This window comes from Enterobacter sp. UNJFSC 003 (genome assembly GCF_036903355.1).
GTDB lineage: Bacteria > Pseudomonadota > Gammaproteobacteria > Enterobacterales > Enterobacteriaceae > Enterobacter.
Map to the genome: position 1 here is coordinate 278,544 of NZ_JBAKHK010000002.1, position 24,465 is coordinate 303,008.

General features: G+C 53.9%; 23 protein-coding genes. 7 read left to right on the forward strand and 16 right to left on the reverse strand.

The features are described from left to right. Positions 1–11 precede the first annotated feature (11 nt). The 3 genes from V5P19_RS07410 to lpp all read left to right on the forward strand — a co-directional run bounded on the left by V5P19_RS07410 (position 12) and on the right by lpp (position 3,503). Positions 12–1,157: a PLP-dependent aspartate aminotransferase family protein gene (locus V5P19_RS07410; RefSeq protein WP_334401695.1), complete on the forward strand. Its 1,146-nt coding sequence runs from the start codon at positions 12–14 to the stop codon at positions 1,155–1,157. Between the two features lie 377 nt (positions 1,158–1,534). Continuing rightward, entirely contained in the window at positions 1,535–2,956 is a 1,422-nt protein-coding gene (pykF, locus tag V5P19_RS07415) for a pyruvate kinase PykF (RefSeq protein WP_334401697.1), read from the forward strand. Between the two features lie 310 nt (positions 2,957–3,266). Next, on the forward strand, positions 3,267–3,503 hold the full coding sequence (gene lpp / locus V5P19_RS07420; RefSeq protein ID WP_001082307.1) for a murein lipoprotein Lpp: 237 nt from the start codon (positions 3,267–3,269) through the stop codon (positions 3,501–3,503). 60 nt (positions 3,504–3,563) lie between these two features. Here lpp and V5P19_RS07425 read toward each other — a convergent pair whose 3' ends face one another. The 9 genes from V5P19_RS07425 to V5P19_RS07465 form a co-directional block, all read right to left on the reverse strand. Beyond that, positions 3,564–4,577: a L,D-transpeptidase family protein gene (locus tag V5P19_RS07425; protein WP_334401699.1), complete on the reverse strand. Its 1,014-nt coding sequence runs from the start codon at positions 4,575–4,577 to the stop codon at positions 3,564–3,566. A gap of 97 nt (positions 4,578–4,674) precedes the next feature. Continuing rightward, a complete protein-coding gene (sufE, locus tag V5P19_RS07430; protein ID WP_334401701.1) occupies positions 4,675–5,091 on the reverse strand; it encodes a cysteine desulfuration protein SufE in 417 nt (138 codons plus the stop codon). 14 nt (positions 5,092–5,105) lie between these two features. Beyond that, positions 5,106–6,326, reverse strand: a complete 1,221-nt coding sequence (sufS, locus tag V5P19_RS07435) for a cysteine desulfurase SufS (RefSeq protein ID WP_334401702.1) — start codon at positions 6,324–6,326, stop codon at positions 5,106–5,108. After that, positions 6,323–7,591 carry a Fe-S cluster assembly protein SufD gene (gene sufD, locus V5P19_RS07440; RefSeq protein ID WP_334401704.1) on the reverse strand — a complete coding sequence of 423 codons (1,269 nt, stop codon included), beginning with the start codon at positions 7,589–7,591 and terminating at the stop codon, positions 6,323–6,325. Before sufD ends, sufS begins: the two co-directional genes overlap by 4 nt. Beyond that, complete coding sequence (gene sufC, locus V5P19_RS07445) at positions 7,566–8,312, reverse strand: Fe-S cluster assembly ATPase SufC (protein WP_334401705.1); 747 nt, start codon at positions 8,310–8,312, stop codon at positions 7,566–7,568. The genes sufD and sufC overlap by 26 nt, the downstream gene beginning before the upstream one ends. A gap of 9 nt (positions 8,313–8,321) precedes the next feature. Continuing rightward, positions 8,322–9,812: a Fe-S cluster assembly protein SufB gene (gene sufB, locus V5P19_RS07450; protein WP_334401707.1), complete on the reverse strand. Its 1,491-nt coding sequence runs from the start codon at positions 9,810–9,812 to the stop codon at positions 8,322–8,324. 8 nt (positions 9,813–9,820) lie between these two features. After that, positions 9,821–10,189: a Fe-S cluster assembly scaffold SufA gene (gene sufA, locus V5P19_RS07455; RefSeq protein ID WP_260661266.1), complete on the reverse strand. Its 369-nt coding sequence runs from the start codon at positions 10,187–10,189 to the stop codon at positions 9,821–9,823. A gap of 330 nt (positions 10,190–10,519) precedes the next feature. Then, a complete protein-coding gene (locus V5P19_RS07460) occupies positions 10,520–11,254 on the reverse strand; it encodes a MerR family transcriptional regulator (protein ID WP_334401712.1) in 735 nt (244 codons plus the stop codon). A gap of 189 nt (positions 11,255–11,443) precedes the next feature. Next, the gene (locus V5P19_RS07465) at positions 11,444–12,664 is read right to left on the reverse strand and encodes a diguanylate phosphodiesterase (protein WP_334401714.1); all 1,221 of its coding nucleotides are present in this window, start codon (positions 12,662–12,664) and stop codon (positions 11,444–11,446) included. Positions 12,665–13,004: 340 nt separating this feature from the next. Here V5P19_RS07465 and ycgZ point away from each other — a divergent pair, with 340 nt between their 5' ends. From ycgZ to fdhF, 4 genes are all read left to right on the forward strand, one after another. Beyond that, positions 13,005–13,244 (forward strand): regulatory protein YcgZ, encoded by a 240-nt coding sequence (ycgZ, locus tag V5P19_RS07470; protein WP_334401715.1) that lies wholly within the window; start codon positions 13,005–13,007, stop codon positions 13,242–13,244. A gap of 4 nt (positions 13,245–13,248) precedes the next feature. Further along, the gene (locus tag V5P19_RS07475) at positions 13,249–13,569 is read left to right on the forward strand and encodes a hypothetical protein (RefSeq protein ID WP_334401717.1); all 321 of its coding nucleotides are present in this window, start codon (positions 13,249–13,251) and stop codon (positions 13,567–13,569) included. Between the two features lie 29 nt (positions 13,570–13,598). Then, positions 13,599–13,877: a biofilm/acid-resistance regulator YmgB/AriR gene (locus V5P19_RS07480; protein ID WP_334401719.1), complete on the forward strand. Its 279-nt coding sequence runs from the start codon at positions 13,599–13,601 to the stop codon at positions 13,875–13,877. A gap of 190 nt (positions 13,878–14,067) precedes the next feature. Beyond that, the gene (fdhF, locus tag V5P19_RS07485) at positions 14,068–16,218 is read left to right on the forward strand and encodes a formate dehydrogenase subunit alpha (RefSeq protein ID WP_334401721.1); all 2,151 of its coding nucleotides are present in this window, start codon (positions 14,068–14,070) and stop codon (positions 16,216–16,218) included. 43 nt (positions 16,219–16,261) lie between these two features. On the opposite strand, the gene fliB is transcribed toward fdhF, so the two are convergent. The 7 genes from fliB to V5P19_RS07520 form a co-directional block, all read right to left on the reverse strand. Beyond that, positions 16,262–17,479, reverse strand: coding sequence for a flagellin lysine-N-methylase (gene fliB / locus V5P19_RS07490; RefSeq protein ID WP_334401723.1), 1,218 nt, complete (start codon positions 17,477–17,479; stop codon positions 16,262–16,264). Between the two features lie 129 nt (positions 17,480–17,608). Further along, positions 17,609–18,247 carry a formate dehydrogenase-N subunit gamma gene (fdnI, locus tag V5P19_RS07495; RefSeq protein WP_334401725.1) on the reverse strand — a complete coding sequence of 213 codons (639 nt, stop codon included), beginning with the start codon at positions 18,245–18,247 and terminating at the stop codon, positions 17,609–17,611. Continuing rightward, positions 18,240–19,127 carry a formate dehydrogenase subunit beta gene (gene fdxH, locus V5P19_RS07500; RefSeq protein WP_334401727.1) on the reverse strand — a complete coding sequence of 296 codons (888 nt, stop codon included), beginning with the start codon at positions 19,125–19,127 and terminating at the stop codon, positions 18,240–18,242. The genes fdnI and fdxH overlap by 8 nt, the downstream gene beginning before the upstream one ends. A gap of 12 nt (positions 19,128–19,139) precedes the next feature. Then, positions 19,140–22,190, reverse strand: coding sequence for a formate dehydrogenase-N subunit alpha (gene fdnG, locus V5P19_RS07505; RefSeq protein ID WP_334401730.1), 3,051 nt, complete (start codon positions 22,188–22,190; stop codon positions 19,140–19,142). Between the two features lie 111 nt (positions 22,191–22,301). Then, positions 22,302–22,943 carry a LuxR C-terminal-related transcriptional regulator gene (locus V5P19_RS07510; protein WP_334401732.1) on the reverse strand — a complete coding sequence of 214 codons (642 nt, stop codon included), beginning with the start codon at positions 22,941–22,943 and terminating at the stop codon, positions 22,302–22,304. A 50-nt stretch (positions 22,944–22,993) separates the two neighbouring features. Next, the gene (locus V5P19_RS07515) at positions 22,994–23,506 is read right to left on the reverse strand and encodes a type 1 fimbrial protein (RefSeq protein WP_334401734.1); all 513 of its coding nucleotides are present in this window, start codon (positions 23,504–23,506) and stop codon (positions 22,994–22,996) included. Between the two features lie 11 nt (positions 23,507–23,517). After that, a complete protein-coding gene (locus V5P19_RS07520; protein WP_334401736.1) occupies positions 23,518–24,465 on the reverse strand; it encodes a fimbrial protein in 948 nt (315 codons plus the stop codon).

Below are 24,465 nucleotides of genomic sequence, written 5' to 3' on the forward strand. Positions count from 1 at the left end.
GGAACATCCTCATGAAAAACCTGGCCACTCTCAGCGTACACAGCGGTGAATTTAACGATCGGCACGGCGCGGTGATGCCGCCTATTTATGCTACCTCCACGTTTGCGCAACCGTCACCGGGTGAACATACAGGCTATGAATATTCCCGCAGCGGCAACCCAACGCGCCATGCGCTTGAAACCGCCATTGCCCAACTGGAAGGCGGTACGCGTGGTTACGCTTTTGCTTCCGGCCTGGCCGCAATATCCACCGTACTCGAACTGCTGGATAAAGACAGCCATATCGTCGCCATCGATGATGTCTATGGCGGGACATACCGCCTGATTGAAAACGTGCGCAAACGCAGCACCGGGCTGCGGGTCAGCTGGGTGAAGCCGGACGATCTGGCGGGGCTTGACGCGGCGATCCGTCCCGACACGCGAATGATCTGGGTTGAAACCCCGACCAATCCGCTGCTTAAGCTGGCAGATCTTGCGGCAATCGCAGACATCGCTCGCCGTCATAATGTGATAAGCGTGGCGGATAACACCTTTGCCTCTCCGGTCATCCACCGGCCGCTGGAGTCCGGGTTTGATATTGTGGTGCACTCCGCCACTAAATACCTCAACGGCCATTCTGACGTGGTAGCCGGGCTGGCGGTGGTGGGCGATGACAACGCGCTGGCTGACAAACTGGGCTATCTGCAGAACGCCGTCGGCGGTGTCCTGGATCCGTTCAGCAGTTTCCTCACGCTGCGCGGTATTCGCACCCTTTCGCTGCGAGTGGAAAAACACAGCACCAATGCCCTGTCGATTGCGCAATGGCTCGAGCAGCATCCGCAGGTAGAAAAGGTATTCTATCCCGGGCTGGAGTCGCACCCGCAATATCCGCTTGCGCGTAGCCAGATGGCGTTGCCGGGAGGCATGATTTCGGTGCTGGTAAAAGGCGATGCGCAACGCGCGAAGGAGGTTATTCGCAAACTGGAGCTGTTCACCCTTGCGGAAAGTCTGGGCGGCGTCGAGAGTCTGGTGAGCCAGCCCTACAGCATGACGCACGCGTCTATTCCCCTTGAGCAGCGTCTGGCAAACGGCATCGTGCCCCAGTTAATTCGCCTGTCTGTGGGCATCGAAGAGGCGAAAGACTTAATCGCCGATCTCAGCCAGGCGCTGAAAATTTAAGCAAAGTGCGGCAGGTTAGCGCTCTGCCGCCATAAGATGTCATTTCGCCTTAACGCATTGATAACAATCTTATGTGAAACTGCACAGATTATTTTTGAAACGTCGTTTCCATTTTCCTTTTATCTGAAAATCAGCGTATAATGCGCGCCTAATCCCTGGTGAATGGTTTCAGCGCTTGGAATACAAAAAACAACGTACAACTTCTCCTTTCCTTCGTTGGGCTGACACTCAGGCACACTTTCTTCTGCACGCTCATTTGATGTCTCCTATCCTTAGTGCGTGTCATATACTCTTTTGCAACACAGGTTTGACTCCGCGGCGGTGCGCCCCCGGAGCGAGATTTCCATATCCTTCCCAACTTAAAGACTAAGACTGTCATGAAAAAGACGAAAATTGTTTGCACCATCGGCCCGAAAACCGAATCTGAAGAGATGCTGACCAAAATGCTGGACGCCGGCATGAACGTTATGCGTCTGAATTTCTCCCATGGCGACTACGCAGAACACGGCCAGCGTATCCAGAACTTGCGCAACGTGATGAGCAAGACCGGTAAAAAAGCCGCTATTCTGCTGGATACTAAAGGGCCTGAAATCCGCACCATTAAACTGGAAGGCGGCAACGACGTTTCTCTGAAAGCCGGTCAGACCTTCACCTTCACCACGGATAAATCCGTGGTCGGCAACAACGAAATCGTTGCTGTGACCTACGAAGGTTTCACCAACGATCTCTCTGTCGGCAACACCGTACTGGTGGACGACGGCCTGATTGGCATGGAAGTGACCGCTATCGAAGGCAAAAACGTTGTCTGTAAAGTGCTCAATAACGGTGACCTGGGCGAAAACAAAGGCGTTAACCTGCCGGGCGTTTCTATCGCGCTGCCGGCCCTGGCTGAAAAAGACAAACAAGACCTGATCTTTGGTTGCGAGCAAGGCGTTGACTTTGTTGCTGCGTCCTTCATCCGTAAACGTTCCGACGTGGTTGAGATCCGTGAACACCTGAAAGCGCACGGCGGCGAGAAGATCCAGATCATCTCCAAAATCGAAAACCAGGAAGGCCTGAACAACTTCGACGAAATCCTCGAAGCTTCTGACGGCATCATGGTGGCACGTGGTGACCTGGGCGTTGAAATCCCGGTAGAAGAAGTTATCTTCGCGCAGAAGATGATGATCGAGAAATGTGTTCGCGCGCGTAAAGTGGTTATCACTGCAACGCAGATGCTGGACTCCATGATCAAGAACCCACGCCCTACCCGCGCAGAAGCAGGCGACGTGGCGAACGCCATCCTCGACGGTACCGATGCGGTTATGCTGTCTGGTGAATCCGCGAAGGGTAAATACCCGCTGGAAGCCGTTTCTATCATGGCAACCATCTGTGAACGTACCGATCGCGTGATGACCAGCCGTCTGGACTACAATAACGACAGCCGTAAGCTGCGCATCACCGAAGCGGTGTGCCGTGGTGCGGTAGAGACGGCTGAAAAGCTGGAAGCGCCACTGATCGTGGTAGCAACTCAGGGCGGTAAATCTGCGCGCGCCATCCGTAAATACTTCCCAGATGCGACCATTCTGGCGCTGACCACAAATGAGACCACCGCTCGCCAACTGGTGCTGAGCAAAGGCGTGGTTCCACACCTGGTGAAAGAGATCGCGTCTACTGACGATTTCTACCGTCTGGGTAAAGAAGTGGCTCTGCAGCTTGTCGATCGCGGTCTGGCTCAGAAAGGTGACGTTGTGGTGATGGTTTCTGGTGCTCTGGTACCTGCAGGAACAACCAATACTGCATCTGTTCACGTGCTGTAATAATTCTCTTACGAATTAATTTTGCTATAAAGCGTCCCTCGGGACGCTTTTTTTATTCTTCGCATTAGCCAACTCTATTCAAAAAGCAAATCGGGTTTTTCTATTTAATCGCGATTTATCTAAGATGAATCCGATGAAAAATGCCTTTTTTAACATAGCTTTTTCGTCAAAAATGCCGAATTCGTTGTTTCTTTGAGCGAACGATCAAAAATAGGCGCAATCCCATCAAAAAAATATTCTCAACCCAAAAAACTTTGTGTAATACTTGTAACGCTACATGGAGATTAACTCAATCTAGAGGGTATTAATAATGAATCGTACTAAACTGGTACTGGGCGCGGTAATCCTGGGTTCTACTCTGCTGGCAGGTTGCTCCAGCAACGCTAAAATCGATCAGCTGTCTTCTGACGTTCAGACTCTGAACGCTAAAGTTGACCAGCTGAGCAACGACGTGAACGCAATGCGTTCCGACGTTCAGGCTGCTAAAGACGACGCAGCTCGCGCTAACCAGCGTCTGGACAACCAGGCTACTAAATACCGTAAGTAATAGTACCTGTTAATAAAATGGCGCACACTGTGCGCCATTTTTTTTGCCTGCCTCAAACGCCTACTGCGTCATCTTCTCCCCTTCATCTTCAGCAACCGCAGCGGAAACCCGACTGTTCTGCACTGACAGCACCGAATTGCTGGCTGATGGGCTATTTTCTGCCGACACGACGACCGGGATCCCCGCGCGACGTGATAAGGCTTTATCAATACGCGTTTTGTCACTGCCCGACTGCGATACAAACGACGCGAAATCGGCCGAGTGGCGAATTGGCGCGATCTGTGGATTCTCACCCTCAACCTGCGCCAGCGGGCGATGAACTTCGATATAGCGCTTTCCGTCCGGCTCGACCGCATATTTCACCGGCTCATTGACGATCTGTACGCGTGTACCGACGCGCACCTGCTCAAACAGGGCTTTAATGTCCGGCGCGTTCATGCGCATACACCCGGAACTGACCCGCAACCCGACGCTGTCCGGCGCGCTGGTTCCGTGAATGAGATATTCCCCATTCCCTATCCCTAAACGCAGCGCAAAGCGCCCTAAGGGGTTATTGGGCCCTGCGGGTACCACAGGCGGCAATTTGATGCCCTGGGCCAGCGAGCGCGCTCTGATGCCTGCGGTAGGCGTCCAGGTTGGATTGGGGATTTTCTGACTCACACGGGTGGTACTGACCGGGGTTTCAAGCCCCAGCTGTCCAATGCCTAACGGAAACACCTGAACAATATTCTCCCCTGGCGGGAAGTAATAAAGCCGCAACTCGGCCAGGTTCACCACGATACCTTCGCGCAGCGTATCCGGCAGCAGCATCTGGGAAGGAATAGTAATCACCGTCCCGGGCGCGGGGTTCACCGGCGCAATGGTATTATTGGTTTCAAGAATAAGCTGCGCTGCCGTATTAAACCGGCGGGCAATGGCCTGCAGCTTATTGTCGCCTTCCTGAATGGTGTAGGTTTGATTTTGCCCAATCAGGCGGCTGCCTGCAGGCGGTAACGGATAATCCACCGCCCAGGCCGAATGAAGGACCCCGAGCGAACCAAAAAGTAATAGAGTTATTAGGGACGCGCGCTTCATGCTGATATTCCTTATTCACTGACAGAACGCCAGAAAGCTGAAAAACCAGCGAGGCGGGAACCACCTCGCGAAACAGAATGAATGCTGTCCTGTAAGTCTAGCTAAGGATTGCAGCTTTGGCGCGAATCCCGCGAATCATCGCTTCCAGTCCCTGCGAACGGGACGGGGTGAGGTGCTGCGTGAGGGCCATTTTTTCAAACCACGGGCGAACGTCAAACGCCACAATATCCTGTGCCGACATCTGGTGATAAAGAATAAACACGACGGCGATAAGCCCTTTTACAATGGCGGCATCGCTGTCACCCTGTAATTCAATCACGCCATCACTATTCTGCTGCATCACAATCCACACCTGGCTCTGGCACCCCTGAATAATATTCGCCGGGTTATGCGCCTCTTCGGCAAGCGGCGGCAAGCGCTGCCCCAGCTCAATAATATAGAGATACTTTTCTTCCCAGTTTGCACAACGTCCAAAGTTACGCAGTAATTTTTCTTTATCCGGCAGTTCTGCCATCTTTCGCCTCTCCGTTAGCCCAGCAGCTGGTGAATGCGTTTTAGCCCCGCCACCAGCCTGTCGACCTCTTCCGTTGTGTTGTACATCACCAGCGACGCGCGGCACATCGCCGGCACCTGGTAAAACGCCATTAGCGGCATGGCACAGTGATGCCCGGTACGCACGGCCACGCCGTAGTTATCGAGGAAACTGCCCACATCATAGGCGTGATGTTTACCCAGGTTAAAGGCGATCACACCCTGCCGATCGGCCGGGCCATACAGGGTTAAATCCGGCACGCTGGCAAGCTCCTGCAGCGCATAGTGCATCAGCACCTGCTCGTACTCCTGAATAGCGTCAAGGCCCACCCTGGAGACATACTCCAGCGCGGCGCCCAGCCCGATAATCCCGCCGGTATTCGGCGTGCCCGCTTCAAAACGCCACGGCGCGCGCGCGTAGGTCGTCCCTTCTGACAGGCTGACGGTGGCGATCATCGACCCGCCCCCTTCCCACGGCGGCATCGCCTGCAGGATATCGTCTTTCACGTACAGCACGCCAATGCCGGTTGGCCCGTAGAGCTTATGCCCAGAGAAGACGTAAAAATCACAGTCCAGCGCCTGAACGTCTACCCTGTGATGCATGACCGCCTGCGCACCGTCAATCAGCACTTTGGCACCGGCCTGATGGGCTTTGTCGACGATCACGGCTACCGGGTTTTCAGTGCCCAGCACGTTTGAGACCTGCGTGAACGCCACCAGCCGCGTGTGTTCATCCAGCAGCGCGTCAAGTTGCTCAAGCTGCAGCGTCCCATCCTGGTTCAATGGGATCACCCGTAGCTCTGCACCCACGCGCTCACAGAGCATCTGCCACGGCACAATATTGGCATGGTGCTCCATCTGGGTGATGATGATGTTATCCCCCGCGTGGACCTGCGCAGTGCCCCAACTGTTTGCGACCAGATTGATCCCTTCCGTCGTGCCGCGTACAAACACCAGCTCTTCCGGCGAGCGCGCGTTGAGGAAGCTCGCTACCTGCGTGCGCACGTTTTCCATACGCTGGGTTGCTTCGGCGCTCAAGGTATGAATGCCGCGATGCACGGCGGCATAGCCGTGGCGATAAAATTCGGCCTCCGCATCCACTACCTGATTCGGTTTTTGCGCGCTGGCCGCGCTGTCGAGATAGGCCAGCGGCAGGCCGTTCACTTCTCGGGTCAGAACCGGAAAATCTGCCCGTATTTTGTCTACGGGAAAACTCATGCTTCATCTCCAAGGCGCTGACCGATACGGGCCAGCACCTGCTGTTTTAATGACTCATCGTCTAGCGCTTCCGTTAGCTCTGCGGCAAACGCATAGATGATCATCTTCCGTGCCGCCTGCAGGTCGATACCGCGGGAGCGCAGATAGAACATCTGCTCGTCGTCAATACGGCCCACCGTTGCGCCGTGACTGCACTTCACGTCATCAGCATAGATTTCAAGCTGCGGCTTGGTATCCACTTCCGCCAGGCGACCTAACAGCAGATTGTTGTTGGTCATCTGCCCGTCGGTTTTAATGGCATGTTTCGCCACGTTAATCAGGCCGTTAAACACCGCGCGACCTTTATCGCTGACGATGGTTTTATGCAGCTGACGGCTATTGCAGTAGCCTTTGTTGTGCTCAAGCCAGGTACGCGTATCGCAGACTTCTGATTTGACCGGCATCGCCAGGCTGTTCATGCGCAGCGTGGTATTTTCGCCGTTAAGCTGGGTACTGGTGTTGTGACGCAAAACGGCGCCGCCAAGCAGGAAGCCGTGGCTGTAGGCCGCGGCATCTTGCCCAAGCCGAATGTCGTTATGGGCAAAGTGATGGCTTAAGGGGTTTTCAAACGCCAGCTTGATATGGTGGAGCTGGGCATTGGCCGCTACGTTCATCGTGAACCGCGCGCCGGTAAAGTGGCGCGTCTCATTGAGGCTAACGTAGTGTTCCAACACGGTGGCCTCTGCGCCTTCTGCCAGCTCCAGGTGGTGGCGATAATGCGCGGTATTGATCGCATCGCCGCTGAGCCCCTGCGTGATATGCATCAGCAGCAGCGGCTTCGCCGGGCGCAGGTTGCGCTTCACGTGAATATGCGTGACGGACTGCGCCAGGCTTTCGGTAAGGTGCAGGAACACTTCAGGCTGTATGGCTGCAGTCAGGCTGTGGCGGTCGTCGTTGATGGCTATCTCGAACCCGCTGTTCTGCGTGCTGTCGCTCAGCTCGGGTCGGAACTCTCCGTCGACAAAGACCAGCCGCACGGCGTCCACGCTGAGCGCCTGCGCGTCCCGCTGTACCGGGCTGATATCCGCCGGGCGCGTCACAAATTCAGCGTTTAACAAGCCGTCAAGCGGGGTGTATTTCCAGTTTTCATGCTTGCGCGTGGGCAGACCGACGCGCAGCATTTGCTGAAGATGCTGCTGGGCCTGTTCAGAACGGTTTTCACTCTGGGCTTCAAACAGGCGATGCCATTGCTGGAGTGCATTACTGCTGTTCGGTAAGCCAGCCATAACCCTGCTCCTCCAGTTGTTTAACCAGCGTAAAGTCGCCAGATTTCACAATGCGCCCCTGGTAAAGCACGTGAACGTAATCGGGCTTGATGTAGTCCAGAATGCGCTGATAGTGGGTAACGATAATGAACGAGCGGTTGCCGTCGCGCAGAGAGTTCACCCCGTCGGCGACGATCTTGAGCGCATCAATATCCAGCCCGGAATCGGTCTCATCGAGGATGCACAGTTCAGGTTCAAGTACCGCCATCTGCAGAATGTCGTTACGCTTTTTCTCGCCACCGGAGAACCCGACGTTAACCGAGCGCGTCAGCAAATCTTCCGGCATTTTCAGCAGTTTGATCTTCTCTTCCATGAGGTCCTGGAAGTCAAAGCGATCCAGCGCCTCCAGCCCACGGTATTTGCGTACCGCGTTGAGCGCGGTTTGCAGGAAGAACTGGTTGCTGACGCCCGGAATTTCCACCGGGTACTGGAAGGCCATGAAAATGCCCTCGCCCGCACGCTCTTCCGGTGACATCTCCAGCAGATCTTTGCCGTTAAATGCCACCGAGCCATGCGTGACTTCGTAATCTTCGCGGCCTGCCAGCGTCGCTGAAAGCGTACTTTTCCCGGAGCCATTTGGCCCCATGATGGCGTGAACTTCACCCGGCTTGACGTCAAAATTGAGGCCACGCAGGATCGCTTTATCTTCCACGCTAACCTGTAAATCTTTAATGCTTAACATGTGCTTTCCTTAACCGACGCTGTGTTCAAGACTGATGGCGAGGAGTTTCTGGGCTTCAACGGCAAATTCCAGCGGCAGTTCAGAGAACACATCCTTACAGAAGCCGTTCACGATCATTGAAATGGCATCTTCTTCGCTGATCCCGCGCTGCAGGCAGTAGAAGAGCTGATCTTCCCCAATCCGCGAGGTCGTCGCCTCGTGCTCAAGCTGGGCGCTGTTGTTACGACACTCCACATACGGGAAGGTATGCGCCCCGCAGTCTGCGCCAATCAGCATAGAGTCACACTGGGTAAAATTACGGGCGTTGGTCGCCGTCGGCATGATTTTCACCAGCCCGCGATAGCTGTTCTGGCTATGCCCGGCGGATATCCCTTTCGAGATGATGGTCGATTTGGTGTTTTTGCCAATGTGGATCATTTTGGTGCCGGTATCGGCCTGCTGATGGCCGCTGGTCAACGCAACGGAGTAAAACTCTCCGATAGAGTTGTCCCCGCGCAGAATGCAGCTCGGGTATTTCCAGGTGATGGCTGAACCGGTCTCGGACTGCGTCCAGGACATCTTGCTGTTCTCACCTTCGCACAGCGCGCGCTTGGTGACGAAGTTAAGGATACCGCCCGTATTTCCGTCGCCCGGGAACCAGTTCTGTACCGTGGAGTATTTCACCTCGGCATCTTTATGGATGATGACTTCAACCACGGCCGCGTGCAGCTGATAGCTGTCACGGACCGGCGCGGAGCAGCCTTCAATGTAGCTCACGTAGCTGCCTTCGTCGGCCACCAGGATGGTGCGCTCGAACTGGCCGGTTTTTTCGGCGTTGATACGAAAATAGGTCGAGAGCTCCATCGGACAGCGCACGCCCTTCGGCACATAGATAAAGGTGCCGTCAGAGGCCACAGCCGCGTTGAGCGCCGCAAAAAAATTGTCATTACTTGGCACCACGGTGCCAATATACTTTTTCACCAGCTCAGGATGGTCGTGAATCGCCTCGCCAAAGGAACAAAAAATGATCCCCTGCTCCGCCAGCTTTTCACGATAGGTTGTGGCGACCGACACGGAGTCAAAGATGGCGTCCACCGCCACCTCTCTGCCTTCGCGAACAGGGACGCCGAGCTGGTTAAAGGCTTCTTCAACCTCTTTACTGAGGAAGCTGTTATCGGCACCGGTTTGCTGCACCGCGCCGGGCTGCGAGGCGCAGGTATCATCACAGCTGCCGCAGGAAGGCGCGGAATAGTAGCTGTAATCCTGATAATTCAGTTTGTCGTAGTGCGCTTTCAGCCAGTGCGGCTCTTCCATCTCAAGCCACGCGCGGAACGCGCTCAGGCGAAATTCAAGCATCCACTCAGGCTCGTTACGCTTGGCCGAAATCGCCCGCACGACATCTTCGTTGATGCCCTTCGCCAGTTCATCGGTCTGCAGCTGCGTGAAGAACCCTTCTTTGTAGTTGAGGTGTCCGCCGCTCCAGGTATTTACATCACTCGTTGCTTCAGTATTACGAGACATAGTACCGCCTATACCCCAAAGCTTTCGCCGCAGCCGCATTCGTTCTGGGCTTTCGGGTTATGAAATTTGAACAGCTGATTTAACCCTTCACGGACGTAGTCGACTTCTGTTCCGTCGATGAACGGCATCGCCTGCAGCGCAACGAACAATTTCGCGCCGTCGGTTTCGAAAACCAGGTCATCTTTATCGGGTTCCGTAACGGTATCCAGCACGTAGCCGAAGCCCGCGCAGCCGGTCTGCTTAACGCCCAGACGCACGCCGAGGATCTCGGGCTTTTTCGCCACCAGCTCATGAATATGCGCCGCAGCCGCAGGCGTGAGCGTTAAGCCTCGCCAGGCAAAATCGGCAGGATTAAAGGTTTCTGAATGCAGTTCCATAGGTCCACCTCATCTAATAAGCCACTAGGGCATACACCCATGTTAGTGATAACGATTATCACTTCAACCCCTTATCAGCAGGGGCTTTCGGCTTAATCGCCCTTTTTGGCTACTTTTATTAAGCATAGACCCTGTCAGGAGATGCGGATGGGATGGATAAAATTGTTCAATGCATTGATAGATAATGCATTTTATTCATCAGCGTGGCTAAAAACGAAGAAAGGTAAAATATGTATCGAAAATGCCTATTATTGGGATAGAGATTACGTAGGCGCAGGATAAAATTCATTACGAACTGACAGCAATAAAAAAAGGCCCTTCCGGACCCTCTTAACTATTCTGATGAAACGACACCGCAAACCCCTGCTCGCGCCAATGATCGAGCTGTTCCTGCTGGCGGGGCGTAGGAGATTGACCGGTCCAGACAAAGATGTTTTGCCCCGGGAAAAGCTCCGGACGCGGGGAATCAATCGGTTCGGCGAGTACGTCAATATGCCAGCCCTTTTGAGCGAGTTTTGCCGCCTCGAGCCAGATACGCGTGCGATCGTCACACTCCCAGCCAACAAGCAGCGCATCTTTTCCCGGTTTTTTACGTGATTCCGCAAGCGTAGTGATGGCGAATTCGATCAGGACGCCGTCGAGCAGGCTCGCCATATGGCGCACGGTGTTTTGATCCTGGTTCATCCGCTGACGTACGGGGGTAATAATGTTATCGATCAGGGCATCAATGGCATGATCGCGACGGAATTCGCTCAGTTTTGCGCGCAGTTTACCCGCGCTGGCGTAACGCAAAACGGTCAACATGTCTTCCTGGAAGCTGACCCAGTTGCCCTGCGTCATCACGTCTTTATTTTCAAGCAGCGCTTTGACTTTGCCGACCGAGACGCCCGTTTTCATCAGGCGCTTGATCTCTTCAATGCGCAGGATATCTTCATCGTCAAACTGACGATGACCCCCTTCGCTTCGCTGCGGCTTCAACAATCCATAACGGCGCTGCCAGGCACGCAGCGTAACGGGGTTGATACCGCATCGTTCGGCAACTTCACCGATACTGTAATAGGCCATTAACTCCCTCACGCTCAATACTTCCATACCTAACCGAACCAACCTTATCAGATTGTACAACGTATTTGTATAACTAAGACCTCATTCTGAAACAAGGTGAATGGGGTAAAACCATTCACCTTGTTTATCCATTGTTGTATAAATTATGCCGTTCGTACAGCTAACTCTGAGGCGTTACGTACAGGTTTCTCAAAAATCTGGCTTTTTCTCGGGCCAGGAAATCGCCGGAATTGCGCCAAGGCGCGGGCTGGCAAACAGGTGGCCCTGGAACTGTGAAATACCGGCGGATTCCAGCCACATCCACTCTTCAGGCTTCTCAACGCCCACCGCGCAGAACTGGATTTCGAGTGACGTACAGCACTTAATGATTGCCTGAATGATGGCCTGCCGCGGACCACTATTGTGTACATTGGCGATCAAATCCCGATTAATCTTAATTCTGTCCGGCTGGAACTGCGCGAGTAACTGCAGTCCGGCAAAGCCCGCACCAAAGTGATCGATCGTCACGCTGATGCCCGCGCTCTTCAACTGCCTCACCGAGTGGGTAAACTCATCGAAGCGGGAGATCGCTTCACGCTCGGTGAACTCGACCACAATCTGCTCCGGCACAAAACCATTCGCTTCAATTGAAGTAAGCAGAAAATCCACGGCATTAGGGACATTAACCAACGTCATCGGCAGCAGATTGAGCGACAGCGTTTGGCTCTGAAGCCCCAGAGCGCTGGCCATCGACAGCGCAACCTGCTTACTGGTCAGGTCCGATGCATAAATATCGTCTGCCGTAAGCTTTTCGAAATAGGCGGCAGGCGAACCGCCCGAAGGGGTACGAACAAGCGCCTCCCAGGAGACAACCTGCTGCATAAACGGGTCGACTATCGGTTGAAAAGCAAAACTGCAGTCCGCCCCTTTAGCCACAACCTCAGGCTGTAGAGACATTGCCGTCTCTTCGGGGATAAAGTCCCAAGCGTCCGCAGGCGGCAGCTCAAAGTAGTTCGCTTTTTCTGTGGCTTCAACGAAGGTGCGGAAAAACTGCAGTGCGCGATCGTTGTAGGCCATCTGATACCGCGTGGTGCTCTTATCAAGCACCTGCTGCATCACTTCATCCCTGTCGTGCAGGCGTAAATCAAAGAGCTCCATTCCGACGTTGCCAAAACGTCGAGAGGGGCCATGATCGCGCATCAATTCAACCACATTGTGATGTCTCGCATCGCGGCAAATATGCTCATAGATCGCCTGAACGTTCTCTGCCGGCCCTTCCAGCAGCTGGAAGAAATGGGTGCCATTGAACAGTAAAATTCCCGTAACATCAGACTGCCTGTTATGACTATTCGCAGCCTCTACCATTTTTTCCAGCGCTTTCACTGGAACGTCCTCGCAGATATGACTGCGGTAAATGATGGTTGTTAGCATGCTGTTCCTGGGCAGTTAAAGAAAAAACCATGAAATTTCGTGGATACCGTTCTGTTATAGCACATTAATTGCTCAACAAATAATTTACATCTCAATGATTTACGGTGTTTACAGCATCGACATTTGCCTATGTACAACTTTGCCGCTTAACCAGAGATTGTACAATATATTCTGTCATGGTTAGGCAAAAACCACCACGAATAACCCGCTGAATATCTTAATGTTTATAAAATATATTCTAAAAACAATAAAAATGTGTACAGTTTTAATGTACAGATTTTAAAAATCTGTATACCTTAAATGTAACGTTAGTGATTACGAATTTTTACAGGAGCGAAACATGAACCAGAACGGTTACGTCGCAGATTCAGCAACCGCGATTGCGCAATACTTCGAAAAAGCTGCGCTGCCTACTCAGCAGGAAACGCTGGGACAGGTGGTTGTTGAAATCCTCAGCGACGGGCGAAATCTCAATCGCAAATCGCTCTGCACCAAACTCTTGAGTCGTCTCGAAAAGGCCGATGGCCCCGAAGAGGAACAGCATTATCACATGCTGCTTGGACTGTTGTTCGAACGGTAACGTGATGAACAACGGTGACGTAGACAAGCTGATCGACCAACTTATTGGTGAAGCCGCTCTTTCTCTATTGAAAGAGCGCGGGCCTGTGACTACCGACAGTGTAGTTCAGCGTCTGCGGAACATGAAAGCACATGAAAAAGATCCCCAGCGGCGGGAGACGCTTGCGGTGGTGATTGCCGAAATCGGCTCAAATGACACTGCGTTTACGCGTCGCAGCACCGCGCAAGGACGAACAATAAGAGAGGGACCTCTTAAACATGATAAAGACAATGTAGTGCCTTTATTGGGTAATGGAAAACCGTCCGATCCAAAGAAAATACATTGACTACCCCTTAACAGCTACGGTGAAAACAAATGAGACAAACCATTCAGCCTCAACCCGCATTTCATTCTGCTTTTTTAGACAGTGCATTAGCGGAGTATTTCCGTCACGCTGGCGATCGTTTTGCTGAAGAGTCCGCTGTTTTTTCTACTGCAGTCCGCTGTGTTCTGGCCTCTGAAGGGCATTTGACCAACAAGACCATCATTCTGTGGCTGATTCAGACGCTGGAATCCACCCACGACGTGGTTCAGGCGGATGTGATTCGTAAAACCCTGGAAATCGTCGTAGGCTATACCATGGACGACCTTTAACCCCTCTTCTCGCTCCGACGCTAAACCGTGTCATCGTCATATCTGACGAAAACCTGACGATGACACGCTGTCCTTCGATAACTCCCTGTAAAATAAGATAAGAAAAATGGCACGGATCCTGCTTAGTCCCCTATTACGGGACTGGGCTATCCAGTTAAACATGCTTCATTTCTTAACAGGTCTGTTATTGATGAAAAAAATCGCCAGCGTCTGCCCTTACTGTGGTGCGGGCTGCAAACTGAATCTTGTCGTTGAAAATAACCGCATTATCCGTGCCGAAGCGGCAGACGGTGTGACCAACCAAGGCACCCTGTGTCTGAAAGGCTTTTACGGCTGGGACTTCCTGAACGATACTCGCCTGCTTACCCCCCGCCTCACGCAACCCATGATCCGCTATCGCAAAGGTGAAGCCTTTACCCCGGTCACGTGGGAAGAGGCTATCCGCTATACCGCACAGAAGCTCAGCAGTATCAAAGCGCAGTTCGGCCCCCGTTCCATTATGACCACCGGTTCGTCAAGGGGGACGGGCAATGAAACCAACTATGTGATGCAAAAATTTGCCCGTGCGGTTCTCAATACCAACAACGTGGACTGCTGCGCGCGCGTCTGCCACGGTCCTTCCGTTGCCGGTTTGCAGGAAACGCTCGGAAATGGCGCGATGAGTAATTCCATCAGCGATATTGAACACTCAAAATGCCTGCTGGTGTTTGGCTACAACTGCGCAGATTCTCACCCTATCGTCGCGCGTCGGGTACTGAAGGCCCGCGAAAACGGCGCGAAAATCATCGTCTGTGATCCGCGTCGCATTGAAACCGCACGCATTGCCGATCAGCATCTCCAGCTGAAAAACGGCAGCAACATGGCGCTGGTGAATGCCTTTGGCTATGTGCTGCTGGAAGAAGATCTGTACGACAAAAATTACGTCGCGCGCTTTGCGCAAGGGCTTGATGCCTATCGCCAAACCGTTAAGGACTACGCGCCTGAGAACGTTGAACACCTTACCGGCATTCCTGCCCAGGATGTCCGTCAGGCCATGCGCACCTTCGCGGCGGCGCCTTCCGCTACCGTGATGTGGGGGATGGGCGTGACGCAGTTCGGTCAGGCGGTTGATGTCGTAAAAGGATTGTCCAGCCTGGAGCTGCTGACCGGTAACCTTGGACGCCCTGCGGTGGGCGTGGGTCCCGTGCGCGGACAAAACAACGTACAGGGTGCCTGTGATATGGGCGTCTTGCCCAACATGTTCCCCGGCTATCAGGATGCCACAGACCCCGCTGTGCGGCAGAAATTTGCCTATGCCTGGGGTATTGATGTCGAAAAAATGGACGCACAGGTTGGGACACGCATTACCGAAGTGCCGCATCTGGCGCTTGAGGGCAAGGTCAAGGCCTACTACATCATGGGGGAGGATCCGCTACAGACCGAGGCCGATCTGGGCCTGGTGCGCCGCGGCTTTGAGGCGCTCGATTTTGTCGTGGTGCAGGACATCTTTATGACCAAAACCGCCGAAGTGGCGGACGTCTTGCTCCCGGCGACCTCCTGGGGTGAACACGGCGGCGTCTTTACCTGCGCCGACCGGGGGTTCCAGCGTTTCGGCAAGGCCATCGAGGCCAGCGGCAACGTGAAGCGTGACTGGGAGATCGTCAGCCTGCTGGCAACGGAAATGGGCTATCCGATGCACTACGACAACAACCAGCAGATCTGGGATGAAATGCGCGAACTGTGCCCGCTGTTCTACGGCGTCACCTATGAAAAAATGGGCGAGATGGGGCACGTTCAGTGGCCGTGCCCGACGCTCGATCACCCTGGCACACCCTATCTGTATAAAGATAATCAGTTCGATACCCCGACCGGTAAAGGTCAGCTTTTTGCCGCCGAATGGCGCGCCCCCGCAGAAACGCCTGACGACGACTATCCGCTGGTGCTCTGCACGGTGCGTGAAGTGGGTCACTACTCCTGTCGCTCAATGACCGGTAACTGCGCCGCGCTGCAAAGTTTGGCCGACGAACCGGGTCGGGTACAAATGAACCCTGCCGATGCGGATAAGCTGGGCATCAGTGACGGGCAGCTGGTCTGGGTACGTTCACGCCGGGGCAAGGTCATTACCCGCGCCAGCATCAGCGAGCGTATTAATACCGGAGCCGTCTATATGACCTATCAGTGGTGGATTGGTGCGTGCAATGAACTGACGCAGGATAATCTCGATCCGATATCGAAAACGCCGGAGACCAAATATTGTGCGGTGCAGCTGGAGGCGATTGACGATCAGCGCTGGGCGGAAGATTATGCGGCGTCAGCCTATCAAACGATGAAGTCGCGGTTAATCAGGGCAGCAAACGTATAAGGCAATGAGGCTCGCATTGCGAGCCTCTGACCCCATCCGCGCATTATCCAATCAGCAGCAGGCAGGATAAATCATCGCCGCCGTTGATTTTGTCTATCGCAAAGTCCATGCGCGCATCAATGCTCTTATTGTGCATGGTCTTTTCCGAGAAGCTGGCAATGGTCTTCATCACCACCTGCTCGTCAATATCATTCTGCATCGATTTTACGCTGAGGATATTTTTTAAATAGAAAAAGTCCAGTACGATGCGATAAAACTGACGCAGAATGTTTTCCGTATTTTTACCGGGGAAATAGCTGCTGTAGAGTTTATACAACAGATAATTGCGTAATACATGAGGCTCAGACAGACAAGAGCCCTCGCACAAGGTCTGCCACTGCTGATGAATCCGGTCGAATTTTGCGTCCAGCTCGGCAGGATGACTCAACTCGGCGACATTCAGAAAATCCGCTATTTCCCGATGCCCCTCAAGAATAAAGCGATCTCGGACAGAGTCTTTCGCCACGCAGGTTCCCATCACCGACAGCGCCAAATATTTCATGGCATTGGAACGCGCCGGGTTATCGGACTGCATCAGGGATTTTCCGTTTTGCAAATCATTGAGTAGCGCTTCGTAAAAGTTTTCCACGTCAGCAAACGTATTATGCAGATCGAAGTTAACGTGCTGTAGACACAGAATAAACTGCGCCAGCGCCATGATATTTTCTTCGATGTTACGTGCAGGCGATTTAATTAAATTCCAGGCGAAAAGATGAATCACCTGCTGCGTCTGCGATACGCTCTGACGCTGTCCAATAAGGTTGGTTCTGTAACCCGCAACCAGCGCCTCCTCCTCCTGAATCAGCATGGCCTCAGGATCAAAGAGAACGCGACGCACCACCTCCGGGCACGAGAGCGTCATCGTATGCCGGGTTTCATCCTGAAAGCGGGTCGAGCTCCTGGGGTAGGTGCTGCAGGTATGCGAGAGTGCCTCTTCCCCTAAATCACGGTGCACCATGCACAGCTTGTTTTCGTCGATAAAAGGGCATTCCCCTTTTTCATTGAGCTTAACGCTGGAATAGTGACTTTTCCCTTTTCTCTGAAGGATCAGGTTTTCTCTCGCAATGGCGGCGATTTCTGCATGAGGCGACAAAATATATTTTTGATGCGTTTTCTTATCAATATTAATTGACCAGCCACGGCAGCAGGATATTAGGCAGTCAGGCCCTACACACTGGAACCTGGTCACGAAAATCGGCTTGAGGGTTTTATGAATTTGCATAGCGAAGGCGTCATTTTAGAAAGCATAAAAAGTACCATGACACGGACGCTATTCTATAGGGTCATAACCGCACAGTATGTTTTGCAATTATCAGCATTAAAAAAGGCTCGCATTGCGAGCCTTTTTTCATCACTCCTGCGCTTTCTCTTTGGCTTCCTCGTCACGATACCAGCGCGGATGGTGTTTCTTTGCCCAGCGACGGCTGACCTTGCCTTCAATCATTCCCTGAATCGATCCTTTCACCCAAAATGCCATATAGATATGGATGAGGATGGCGTGGATCAGAATAATGGCCGCGGTGGCGTGAATAAACAGACTCCAGCGCACCACTTTCATGGGAAAATAGTGGGCAAAATAAGGCCGCCAGATGATAACGCCCGTCGCCAGCAGCACGAAGATCATACTCATGATGCTCCAGAACATCATCTTTTGCCCGGCATTGTATTTGCCGACATCCGCCACCTTGTGCTCGTTGCCTTTCAGTACCTCGACAATCCCTTTAATCCAGGGAAGATCCTGTTTATCGGGAATATTGTGGTGCACGAAACGCGTAAACATGAACATCAGCGCAAAGAAGATCAGCACGCCAAAAAACGGATGCAGGATGCGCCCCATCTGTGGCGTACCGAAGGTTTGCGTCAGCCACTGTAACGTCGGGAAAAAGAGCGCAATCCCTGACAGCGAGACCAGGAAGAAGCAGATCGCCACCGTCCAGTGACAGGCACGATCGATAAACGTCGTGCGCAGGATCGTTTTGCTTTTACTCATGCTCGTTATCCTCTTCATCGTCATCCGTTTCTTTGTTCGGACCCACGCCGATATAGTGATAAATCAGTCCGGCAAAGGTGGCGATAAACCCGGCAGCGGAGAGCGGTTTAAGGATCCCTTTCCACAGAGTGACCGGCAGGTCGATTTTCGGTTCGGCGGGCAGGTTGTGGTACAGCTCCGGCCGATCGGCATGATGCAGCACGTACATAACGTGCGTGCCTCCCACCCCTTGCGGATTGTAGACACCCGCATGGTCGTAACCGCGCGCCTTAAGCTGCGCTACTCGCGATTCCCCCCGCTCCAGCATCTCTTTTTTGGTGCCAAAGTGAATCGCGCCCGTCGGACAGGTCTTCACGCAGGCGGGCTCCTGCCCCACGCTGACCCTGTCGACGCACAGGGTGCATTTGTACACGCGGTTATCGTCCGGGTTGAGCCGTGGAATCGTGAACGGGCAGCCCGCAATGCAGTAGCCGCAGCCAATGCAGTTCTCAGACTCGAAGTCGACGATCCCGTTGGCATACTGAATAATGGCTCCCGCGGACGGGCAGGCTTTAAGGCAGCCCGGCTCCGCGCAGTGCATACAGCCATCCTTGCGGATAAGCCACTCCAGCTTGCTGTTTTGCGTGGTTTCGCTAAAGCGCATCACCGTCCAGGATTTGGCGCTCAAATCCATGGGGTTGTCGTAAACCCCCCCGCAATAGCCGACCTCATCGCGAATATCGTTCCATTCCGAGCAGGCTACCTGACAGCCTTTACAGCCGATGCAGGTGGTAACGTCGATAAGTTTTGCTACTTCCGCTCTGAAGTCGCGTGCCCGGGGCGGCGGCGTCATGCTGTTGGTTGCCGAACGTTGAATAATATCTTGTGATTGCATAGACATAGACCGGCTCCCTTACGCCTTTTCGATATTCACCAAAAACGCCTTGTACTCTGGCGTTTGTGAGTTAGCGTCACCCACTGACGGCGTAAGCGTATTGGCCAGGAAACCTTTCCGCGTTGCCCCTTCAAAACCCCAGTGGCACGGAATGCCGACGGTATCGACCTTGCGGCCATCAATCGTGAGGGTTTGCAGGCGTTTGGTCACCACCGCTTTGGCTTTGATAAAGCCGCGCTTTGACATCACCTTTACCGTATCCCCCGCCACAATGCCCTTAGCACGGGCCAACGCTTCACCGATCTCGACGAACTGTTCCGGCTGGGCGATGGCGTTAAGTCGCGCATGCTTTGTCCAGTGGCGGAACAGCTCGGTGATCGAGTACGTGGTGGCGACATACGGGAACGCGTCCGCTTTGCCTATATTGGCGATATCGCCTTTAAACACGCGCGCCACCGGGCTGGAAACAACCCCCGGATGAAGCGGATTGGTGCCTATCGGCGATTCAATCGGCTCGTAGTGCTCCGGGAACGGGCCATCGTTCATTTTGTCGAGGGAGAACAGGCGCGCGACCCCTTCCGGGTTCATGATAAACGGCCCGACGTTGCTGCCCGGCGCAGAGGCGTTGTAATCCGCCACGTCCATCCCGCTCCATTTTTTGCCGTCCCAGTGCAGCAGCGCGCGCTTCGCATCCCAGGGCTTCCCCTGTGGATCTGCCGACGCGCGATTATAGAGAATGCGGCGGTTAGCGGGCCACGACCAGGACCAGCCCGGCGTGCAGCCCAGCCCGTACGGATCGCTGTTATCACGATTCGCCATCTGGTTACCCTGCTCCGTCCAGCTGCCGCAGTACACCCAGCAGAAGCTGCTGGTTGAGCCATCGTCACGCAGCTGCGCAAAACTGCTGAGCTGCTGGCCCTTTTTCGCGATCGGCTGCCCCTTGTCATCAAACAGATCCACCAGCGCAACGCCGTTGGCCTCGCGGGCAATCTCTGCCGGATGCGGATCGCGCGGATTTTTATAGTCCCAGGACATGTTAAGCACCGGCTCCGGGTTCGCGCCCCCTTCCTGCTGGTACAGCTCGCGCAGGCGCATAAACAGACGGCCGAGGATTTTGCCATCGTGCATCGCCTCACCCGGCGGTTCAGCCGCCGCCCAGTGCCACTGCAGCCAGCGCCCTGAATTGGCAATCGAGCCATCTTCTTCGGCAAAGCACGACGACGGCAGGCGAAAGATTTCGGTCTGGATATCTGCCGGATTAACGTCGTTCATCTCGCCGTGGTTCTGCCAGAAGGTCGACGACTCGGTGACCAGCGGATCGATCACAACCATGTATTTTAGCTTCGCGAGCGCGCGGGATGATTTGTTCTTATCGGGAAACGCAGCCAGCGGGTTGAATCCCTGCACGATGTAGCCATTGATTTTGCCTTCCAGCATCAGCTCGGCCTGAGTCATCACGTCGTACAGGCGATCCCATTTCGGCAGCCAGTCATAACCCCAGCTATTGTCCGCCGTCGCGCGATCGCCCCAGAAGCTTTTCATCATGCTGACGAAAAACTTCGGCGTGTTTTGCCAGTAGTTCACTTCATTCAGCCCCAGCGCTGGCGGCGTAATCTGTGAAATGTATGTCTGGTAGTCTGGCTGTTTTTCCGACGGCAGCGGCATATAGCCCGGCAGGTTGGTGGAGAGCAGCCCGAGATCGGTATAGCCCTGAATATTGGAGTGTCCGCGCAGGGCATTGACGCCGCCGCCCGCCATCCCGATGTTGCCGAGCAACAGCTGCAGCATCCCTGCCGCACGGATGATTTGCGCCCCGGCGGAGTGGTGCGTCCAGCCGAGCGCATAGAGGATCGTCGCCGTGCGATCCGGCGCGCTGGTGCTAGCGAGGATCTCGCAGATGCGGGTGAAATCATCAAGCGATGTGCCGCACAGGCGGTTGACCATTTCCGGCGTGTAGCGCTCGACGTGCGCCTTCAGCAGGTTCCAGACGCAGCGCGGATCGCTGAGCGTTTCATCGCGCAGGGCATTGCCTTGCGCGTCCAGCTGATAGAACCAGCTCGCTTTATCATACTGCCGCTTGCTGGCGTCATAGCCGCTGAACAAACCGTCGTCAAAGGCATAATCCTCACGGATCAGCAGGCTGGCGTTGGTGTAGGCGCGAACGTAGTCGTGCTGCACCGCATCGTGCTCTATCAGATAGCGAATAACGCCCAACAGGAAGGCGGTGTCCGACCCCGCACGGATTGGGGCGTAGAGATCCGCAACGGCAGCGCTGCGGTTGAAGCGCGGATCGACCACCACCACCGTGGCATCATTCTGGGTCTGCGCTTCGACAACCCACTTAAAGCCGACCGGGTGCGCTTCAGCAGCGTTACCGCCCATGATCAACACCACGTTGGCATTTTTAATGTCAACCCAGTTGTTGGTCATCGCCCCACGGCCAAAGGTGGGCGCCAGCGCCGCGACCGTCGGCCCGTGGCATAACCGCGCCTGGCAATCTATCGCAACCATCCCCAGCGCGCGGGTAAATTTACCGTCCAGAATACCGGTTTCGTTACTCGCCGCCGACGAGCACAGCATCCCGGTGGTGGTCCAGCGATTGACGGTCAACCCCTCGGCATTTTTCTCGATAAAGTTGGCATCACGATCGGCCTTCATCAGCCGGGCGATGCGCTCGATGGCCTCATCCCAGGAGATGCGCTGCCATTTATCCGATCCCGGTGCGCGATACTCAGGGTACAGCAGGCGGTTTTCACTGTGAATGTAGTCCAGTACCCCTGCCCCTTTTGGGCACAGCGAGCCGCGACTCACCGGATGATCCGGATCGCCTTCGACGTGATAGATACTTTCTCTGACGTTTTTGGCGGAATCGCCGAGGCTGTACATGAGCATGCCGCAGCCCACCGAGCAGTAGGTACAGTTATTACGCGTCTCTTTTGCTTTTAAGAGTTTGTATTGACGTGTTTCTGCCTGAGCAGAAAAAGATGATAAGAATCCGAGAGATGCAACAGTTGTGCCTGCCATACCGCCCGCGCAGATCTTAAAGAACTGCCTCCGGCTAAGCTCCATTTTTCCTCCAGCTTAAACTTAAGACATGAAAAGGGACGGAGATTATAGGGGTAACATGCGGGATAAACCATTCTCTATTTATGGTTATATCCCCATAATAAATGAGGGGTGTTACAGGTCATTATTGTCCAGATAGTCGCGAAGCATGTTCGGCCGGCTGTTTTTTTCAACCAGCCTTTTGAGCAGCGTCATCAGCTCGTAATCGCTTCGCAGGTTGAATTTTTGCATCATCATATATTTATGCGTAAAAACCGTTTTATCGCTTATCTGCAATTCGTCAGCAACGTCGGTAACCGATAACCCCCGGTAGAAATTCACCATAATGCGGATCTGCTGTGGCGATAACATTTTATGCTGGCACTCAAAACAGTTTGTTTTATTCCAGCGATAGCCCGCTTGCTGCGTTCTGGACCAGGCGATAAAGAGCGCTTCGTACATGCGATCAACCGAGGCATTGCGCGTAATAAAGATCATATCCTGAAAACAGGCAGGCAGCGCCGAGTGGTGATTGGCATTATCAACCAGCCCTATCACAATGCCTTTTTGTCGCGCCCGTAACTCAGGGAAACAGATGAGCGTTTCTCCCTGACACAATGAAAGCACGATAATATCGGCCCGGCTGACGTTATCGTGGCTAAGCTCAATGAAAAACGTAACCTGTTGCTTAAAGTTATGGCTGAAGAAGTCTCCAAAGAAACGGTGCAGCCCGGCCTGAAAAAAGAGATCCGCTTCATGTATCACAATATTCAGCATCGTGTATCCCGAAGTCTGTCAATGAATGAGATAGAGCTAAATGCCCATACTCAGTTGTATTGCATCGTCATCATCACAACGGCACTGATGCTGCCCGGCGTCGCACCGCCGGCCAGGGACTTCACCGATGCCTGCATCGCCATGGTGGCGGTTCTGTCCGCGCCGACAGTCTGCGTCATGCTGGAGCCCGTCCCTTTGAGCATTCCGGTGCCCGCGTCACGCATAGCCACCGCGACGCGGGCGGCCGACCCGCTGTTTTTGTAGTAGTTTGTGCCCGCAGCCGGATCGGGGCTTCCGGTGAACGTGACCGTGACGCTGCGCGTCCCCGATGGGCATTGCGTAAACTGCAGGATAAAAGGCACAGGAGCTGATGACGATCCCGGCGTAACCATATTTGTCGCCTGTATATTTCCAAGATTAATATCGAGGGCATTATTCCCACCGTTAAACAGGCAGGGTGACGCCACAATATTTCCCGTCACGCCGACATTAACGCTGTCTGCGCAATACGCATTCCAGCAGAATAAAAGCAGCATAATTCCCGTTTGGTCGCGTAGTTTCATCAACTCACCTGTTATTGGTACGTCACATTAAGCGTGGCAGAGGCATTGGCGGCGCCTGATTCGACGGACGAAAGCGTCTGGTAATAACGGGTCGTAAACGGGAACGTCTCTTGCCCTCCCGCTGACTGTTTTAATAAAAGGCGACCGTTCATGTTCAGCGGCGTGCCGTTATATAAAAGCTGTACGCCCACGCCTTTCGCCGCACCGCTATTTCCCTGCCCCGTTAAGGCGATGACGCTGGTATTAGCGCTGTCCGGGTTCTGTATGCCGCTGAGCGATACGCTGATATTGGTTCCGGGGCTGCAGCTTAACCCCAGGTTTTGCGTGCTTTGCGCCCCCGGTGGCGTGGTGCCAACCACGGTACCGAATGATGATGTCGGTATATCGCCAATGGGGAACGTCAACTGAGTCGTTGTGACCGAGCACGCGAGCGCATTGATGATTCCACCGGCCAGTTGCGTACTCACGCCGTCACGGTAGACGCCGTCACTCCCCTGAAGCGTGACAACGCCTATTACCCCGGGCGTTAAGGCACCTGACGTCACCGGACCGGTGATCACCAACTCGACCCGGCCGCCATACCAATCTACGTAGGAGGTCTGGGCGCTGTAAGAGAACGTATTGCTCGGGTTTTCAAAATACGCATTCGATGAAAACCGAATTCCGATGCCGCTGACGTTGGTGTTGTATACATGGTTACCATAACTGCTGAGCGTGGCGTTGTTGTATCGCATGCTAAATCCCAGCATTAATGGATTGGTGCATCCGGTAAGATAAGACCCCGTATTCGAAGCCGCAGCGGAAAAAATGACTGTTCCCACGGGTGCGTCGCGCTGTACGTTAAGGGTCCCCACGGACAGCGTCGAAACCTGCGGTATGATTGTGGAACAGGTGCCCGCCAGAGCGTTGTTTGCACCCGCGAATAAACACAGCACTAAAATCGCGTTAATCCATTTCAT

What these genes read in the sequence shown, in the direction of transcription:
- V5P19_RS07410 (WP_334401695.1), top strand. Translation starts at nt 12, where the DNA reads ATGAAAAACCTGGCCACTCTCAGCGTACACAGCGGTGAATTTAACGAT.
- pykF (WP_334401697.1), top strand. Translation starts at nt 1,535, where the DNA reads ATGAAAAAGACGAAAATTGTTTGCACCATCGGCCCGAAAACCGAATCT.
- lpp (WP_001082307.1), top strand. Translation starts at nt 3,267, where the DNA reads ATGAATCGTACTAAACTGGTACTGGGCGCGGTAATCCTGGGTTCTACT.
- V5P19_RS07425 (WP_334401699.1), bottom strand. Translation starts at nt 4,577, where the DNA reads ATGAAGCGCGCGTCCCTAATAACTCTATTACTTTTTGGTTCGCTCGGG.
- sufE (WP_334401701.1), bottom strand. Translation starts at nt 5,091, where the DNA reads ATGGCAGAACTGCCGGATAAAGAAAAATTACTGCGTAACTTTGGACGT.
- sufS (WP_334401702.1), bottom strand. Translation starts at nt 6,326, where the DNA reads ATGAGTTTTCCCGTAGACAAAATACGGGCAGATTTTCCGGTTCTGACC.
- sufD (WP_334401704.1), bottom strand. Translation starts at nt 7,591, where the DNA reads ATGGCTGGCTTACCGAACAGCAGTAATGCACTCCAGCAATGGCATCGC.
- sufC (WP_334401705.1), bottom strand. Translation starts at nt 8,312, where the DNA reads ATGTTAAGCATTAAAGATTTACAGGTTAGCGTGGAAGATAAAGCGATC.
- sufB (WP_334401707.1), bottom strand. Translation starts at nt 9,812, where the DNA reads ATGTCTCGTAATACTGAAGCAACGAGTGATGTAAATACCTGGAGCGGC.
- sufA (WP_260661266.1), bottom strand. Translation starts at nt 10,189, where the DNA reads ATGGAACTGCATTCAGAAACCTTTAATCCTGCCGATTTTGCCTGGCGA.
- V5P19_RS07460 (WP_334401712.1), bottom strand. Translation starts at nt 11,254, where the DNA reads ATGGCCTATTACAGTATCGGTGAAGTTGCCGAACGATGCGGTATCAAC.
- V5P19_RS07465 (WP_334401714.1), bottom strand. Translation starts at nt 12,664, where the DNA reads ATGCTAACAACCATCATTTACCGCAGTCATATCTGCGAGGACGTTCCA.
- ycgZ (WP_334401715.1), top strand. Translation starts at nt 13,005, where the DNA reads ATGAACCAGAACGGTTACGTCGCAGATTCAGCAACCGCGATTGCGCAA.
- V5P19_RS07475 (WP_334401717.1), top strand. Translation starts at nt 13,249, where the DNA reads ATGAACAACGGTGACGTAGACAAGCTGATCGACCAACTTATTGGTGAA.
- V5P19_RS07480 (WP_334401719.1), top strand. Translation starts at nt 13,599, where the DNA reads ATGAGACAAACCATTCAGCCTCAACCCGCATTTCATTCTGCTTTTTTA.
- fdhF (WP_334401721.1), top strand. Translation starts at nt 14,068, where the DNA reads ATGAAAAAAATCGCCAGCGTCTGCCCTTACTGTGGTGCGGGCTGCAAA.
- fliB (WP_334401723.1), bottom strand. Translation starts at nt 17,479, where the DNA reads ATGCAAATTCATAAAACCCTCAAGCCGATTTTCGTGACCAGGTTCCAG.
- fdnI (WP_334401725.1), bottom strand. Translation starts at nt 18,247, where the DNA reads ATGAGTAAAAGCAAAACGATCCTGCGCACGACGTTTATCGATCGTGCC.
- fdxH (WP_334401727.1), bottom strand. Translation starts at nt 19,127, where the DNA reads ATGTCTATGCAATCACAAGATATTATTCAACGTTCGGCAACCAACAGC.
- fdnG (WP_334401730.1), bottom strand. Translation starts at nt 22,190, where the DNA reads ATGGAGCTTAGCCGGAGGCAGTTCTTTAAGATCTGCGCGGGCGGTATG.
- V5P19_RS07510 (WP_334401732.1), bottom strand. Translation starts at nt 22,943, where the DNA reads ATGCTGAATATTGTGATACATGAAGCGGATCTCTTTTTTCAGGCCGGG.
- V5P19_RS07515 (WP_334401734.1), bottom strand. Translation starts at nt 23,506, where the DNA reads ATGAAACTACGCGACCAAACGGGAATTATGCTGCTTTTATTCTGCTGG.
- V5P19_RS07520 (WP_334401736.1), bottom strand. Translation starts at nt 24,465, where the DNA reads ATGAAATGGATTAACGCGATTTTAGTGCTGTGTTTATTCGCGGGTGCA.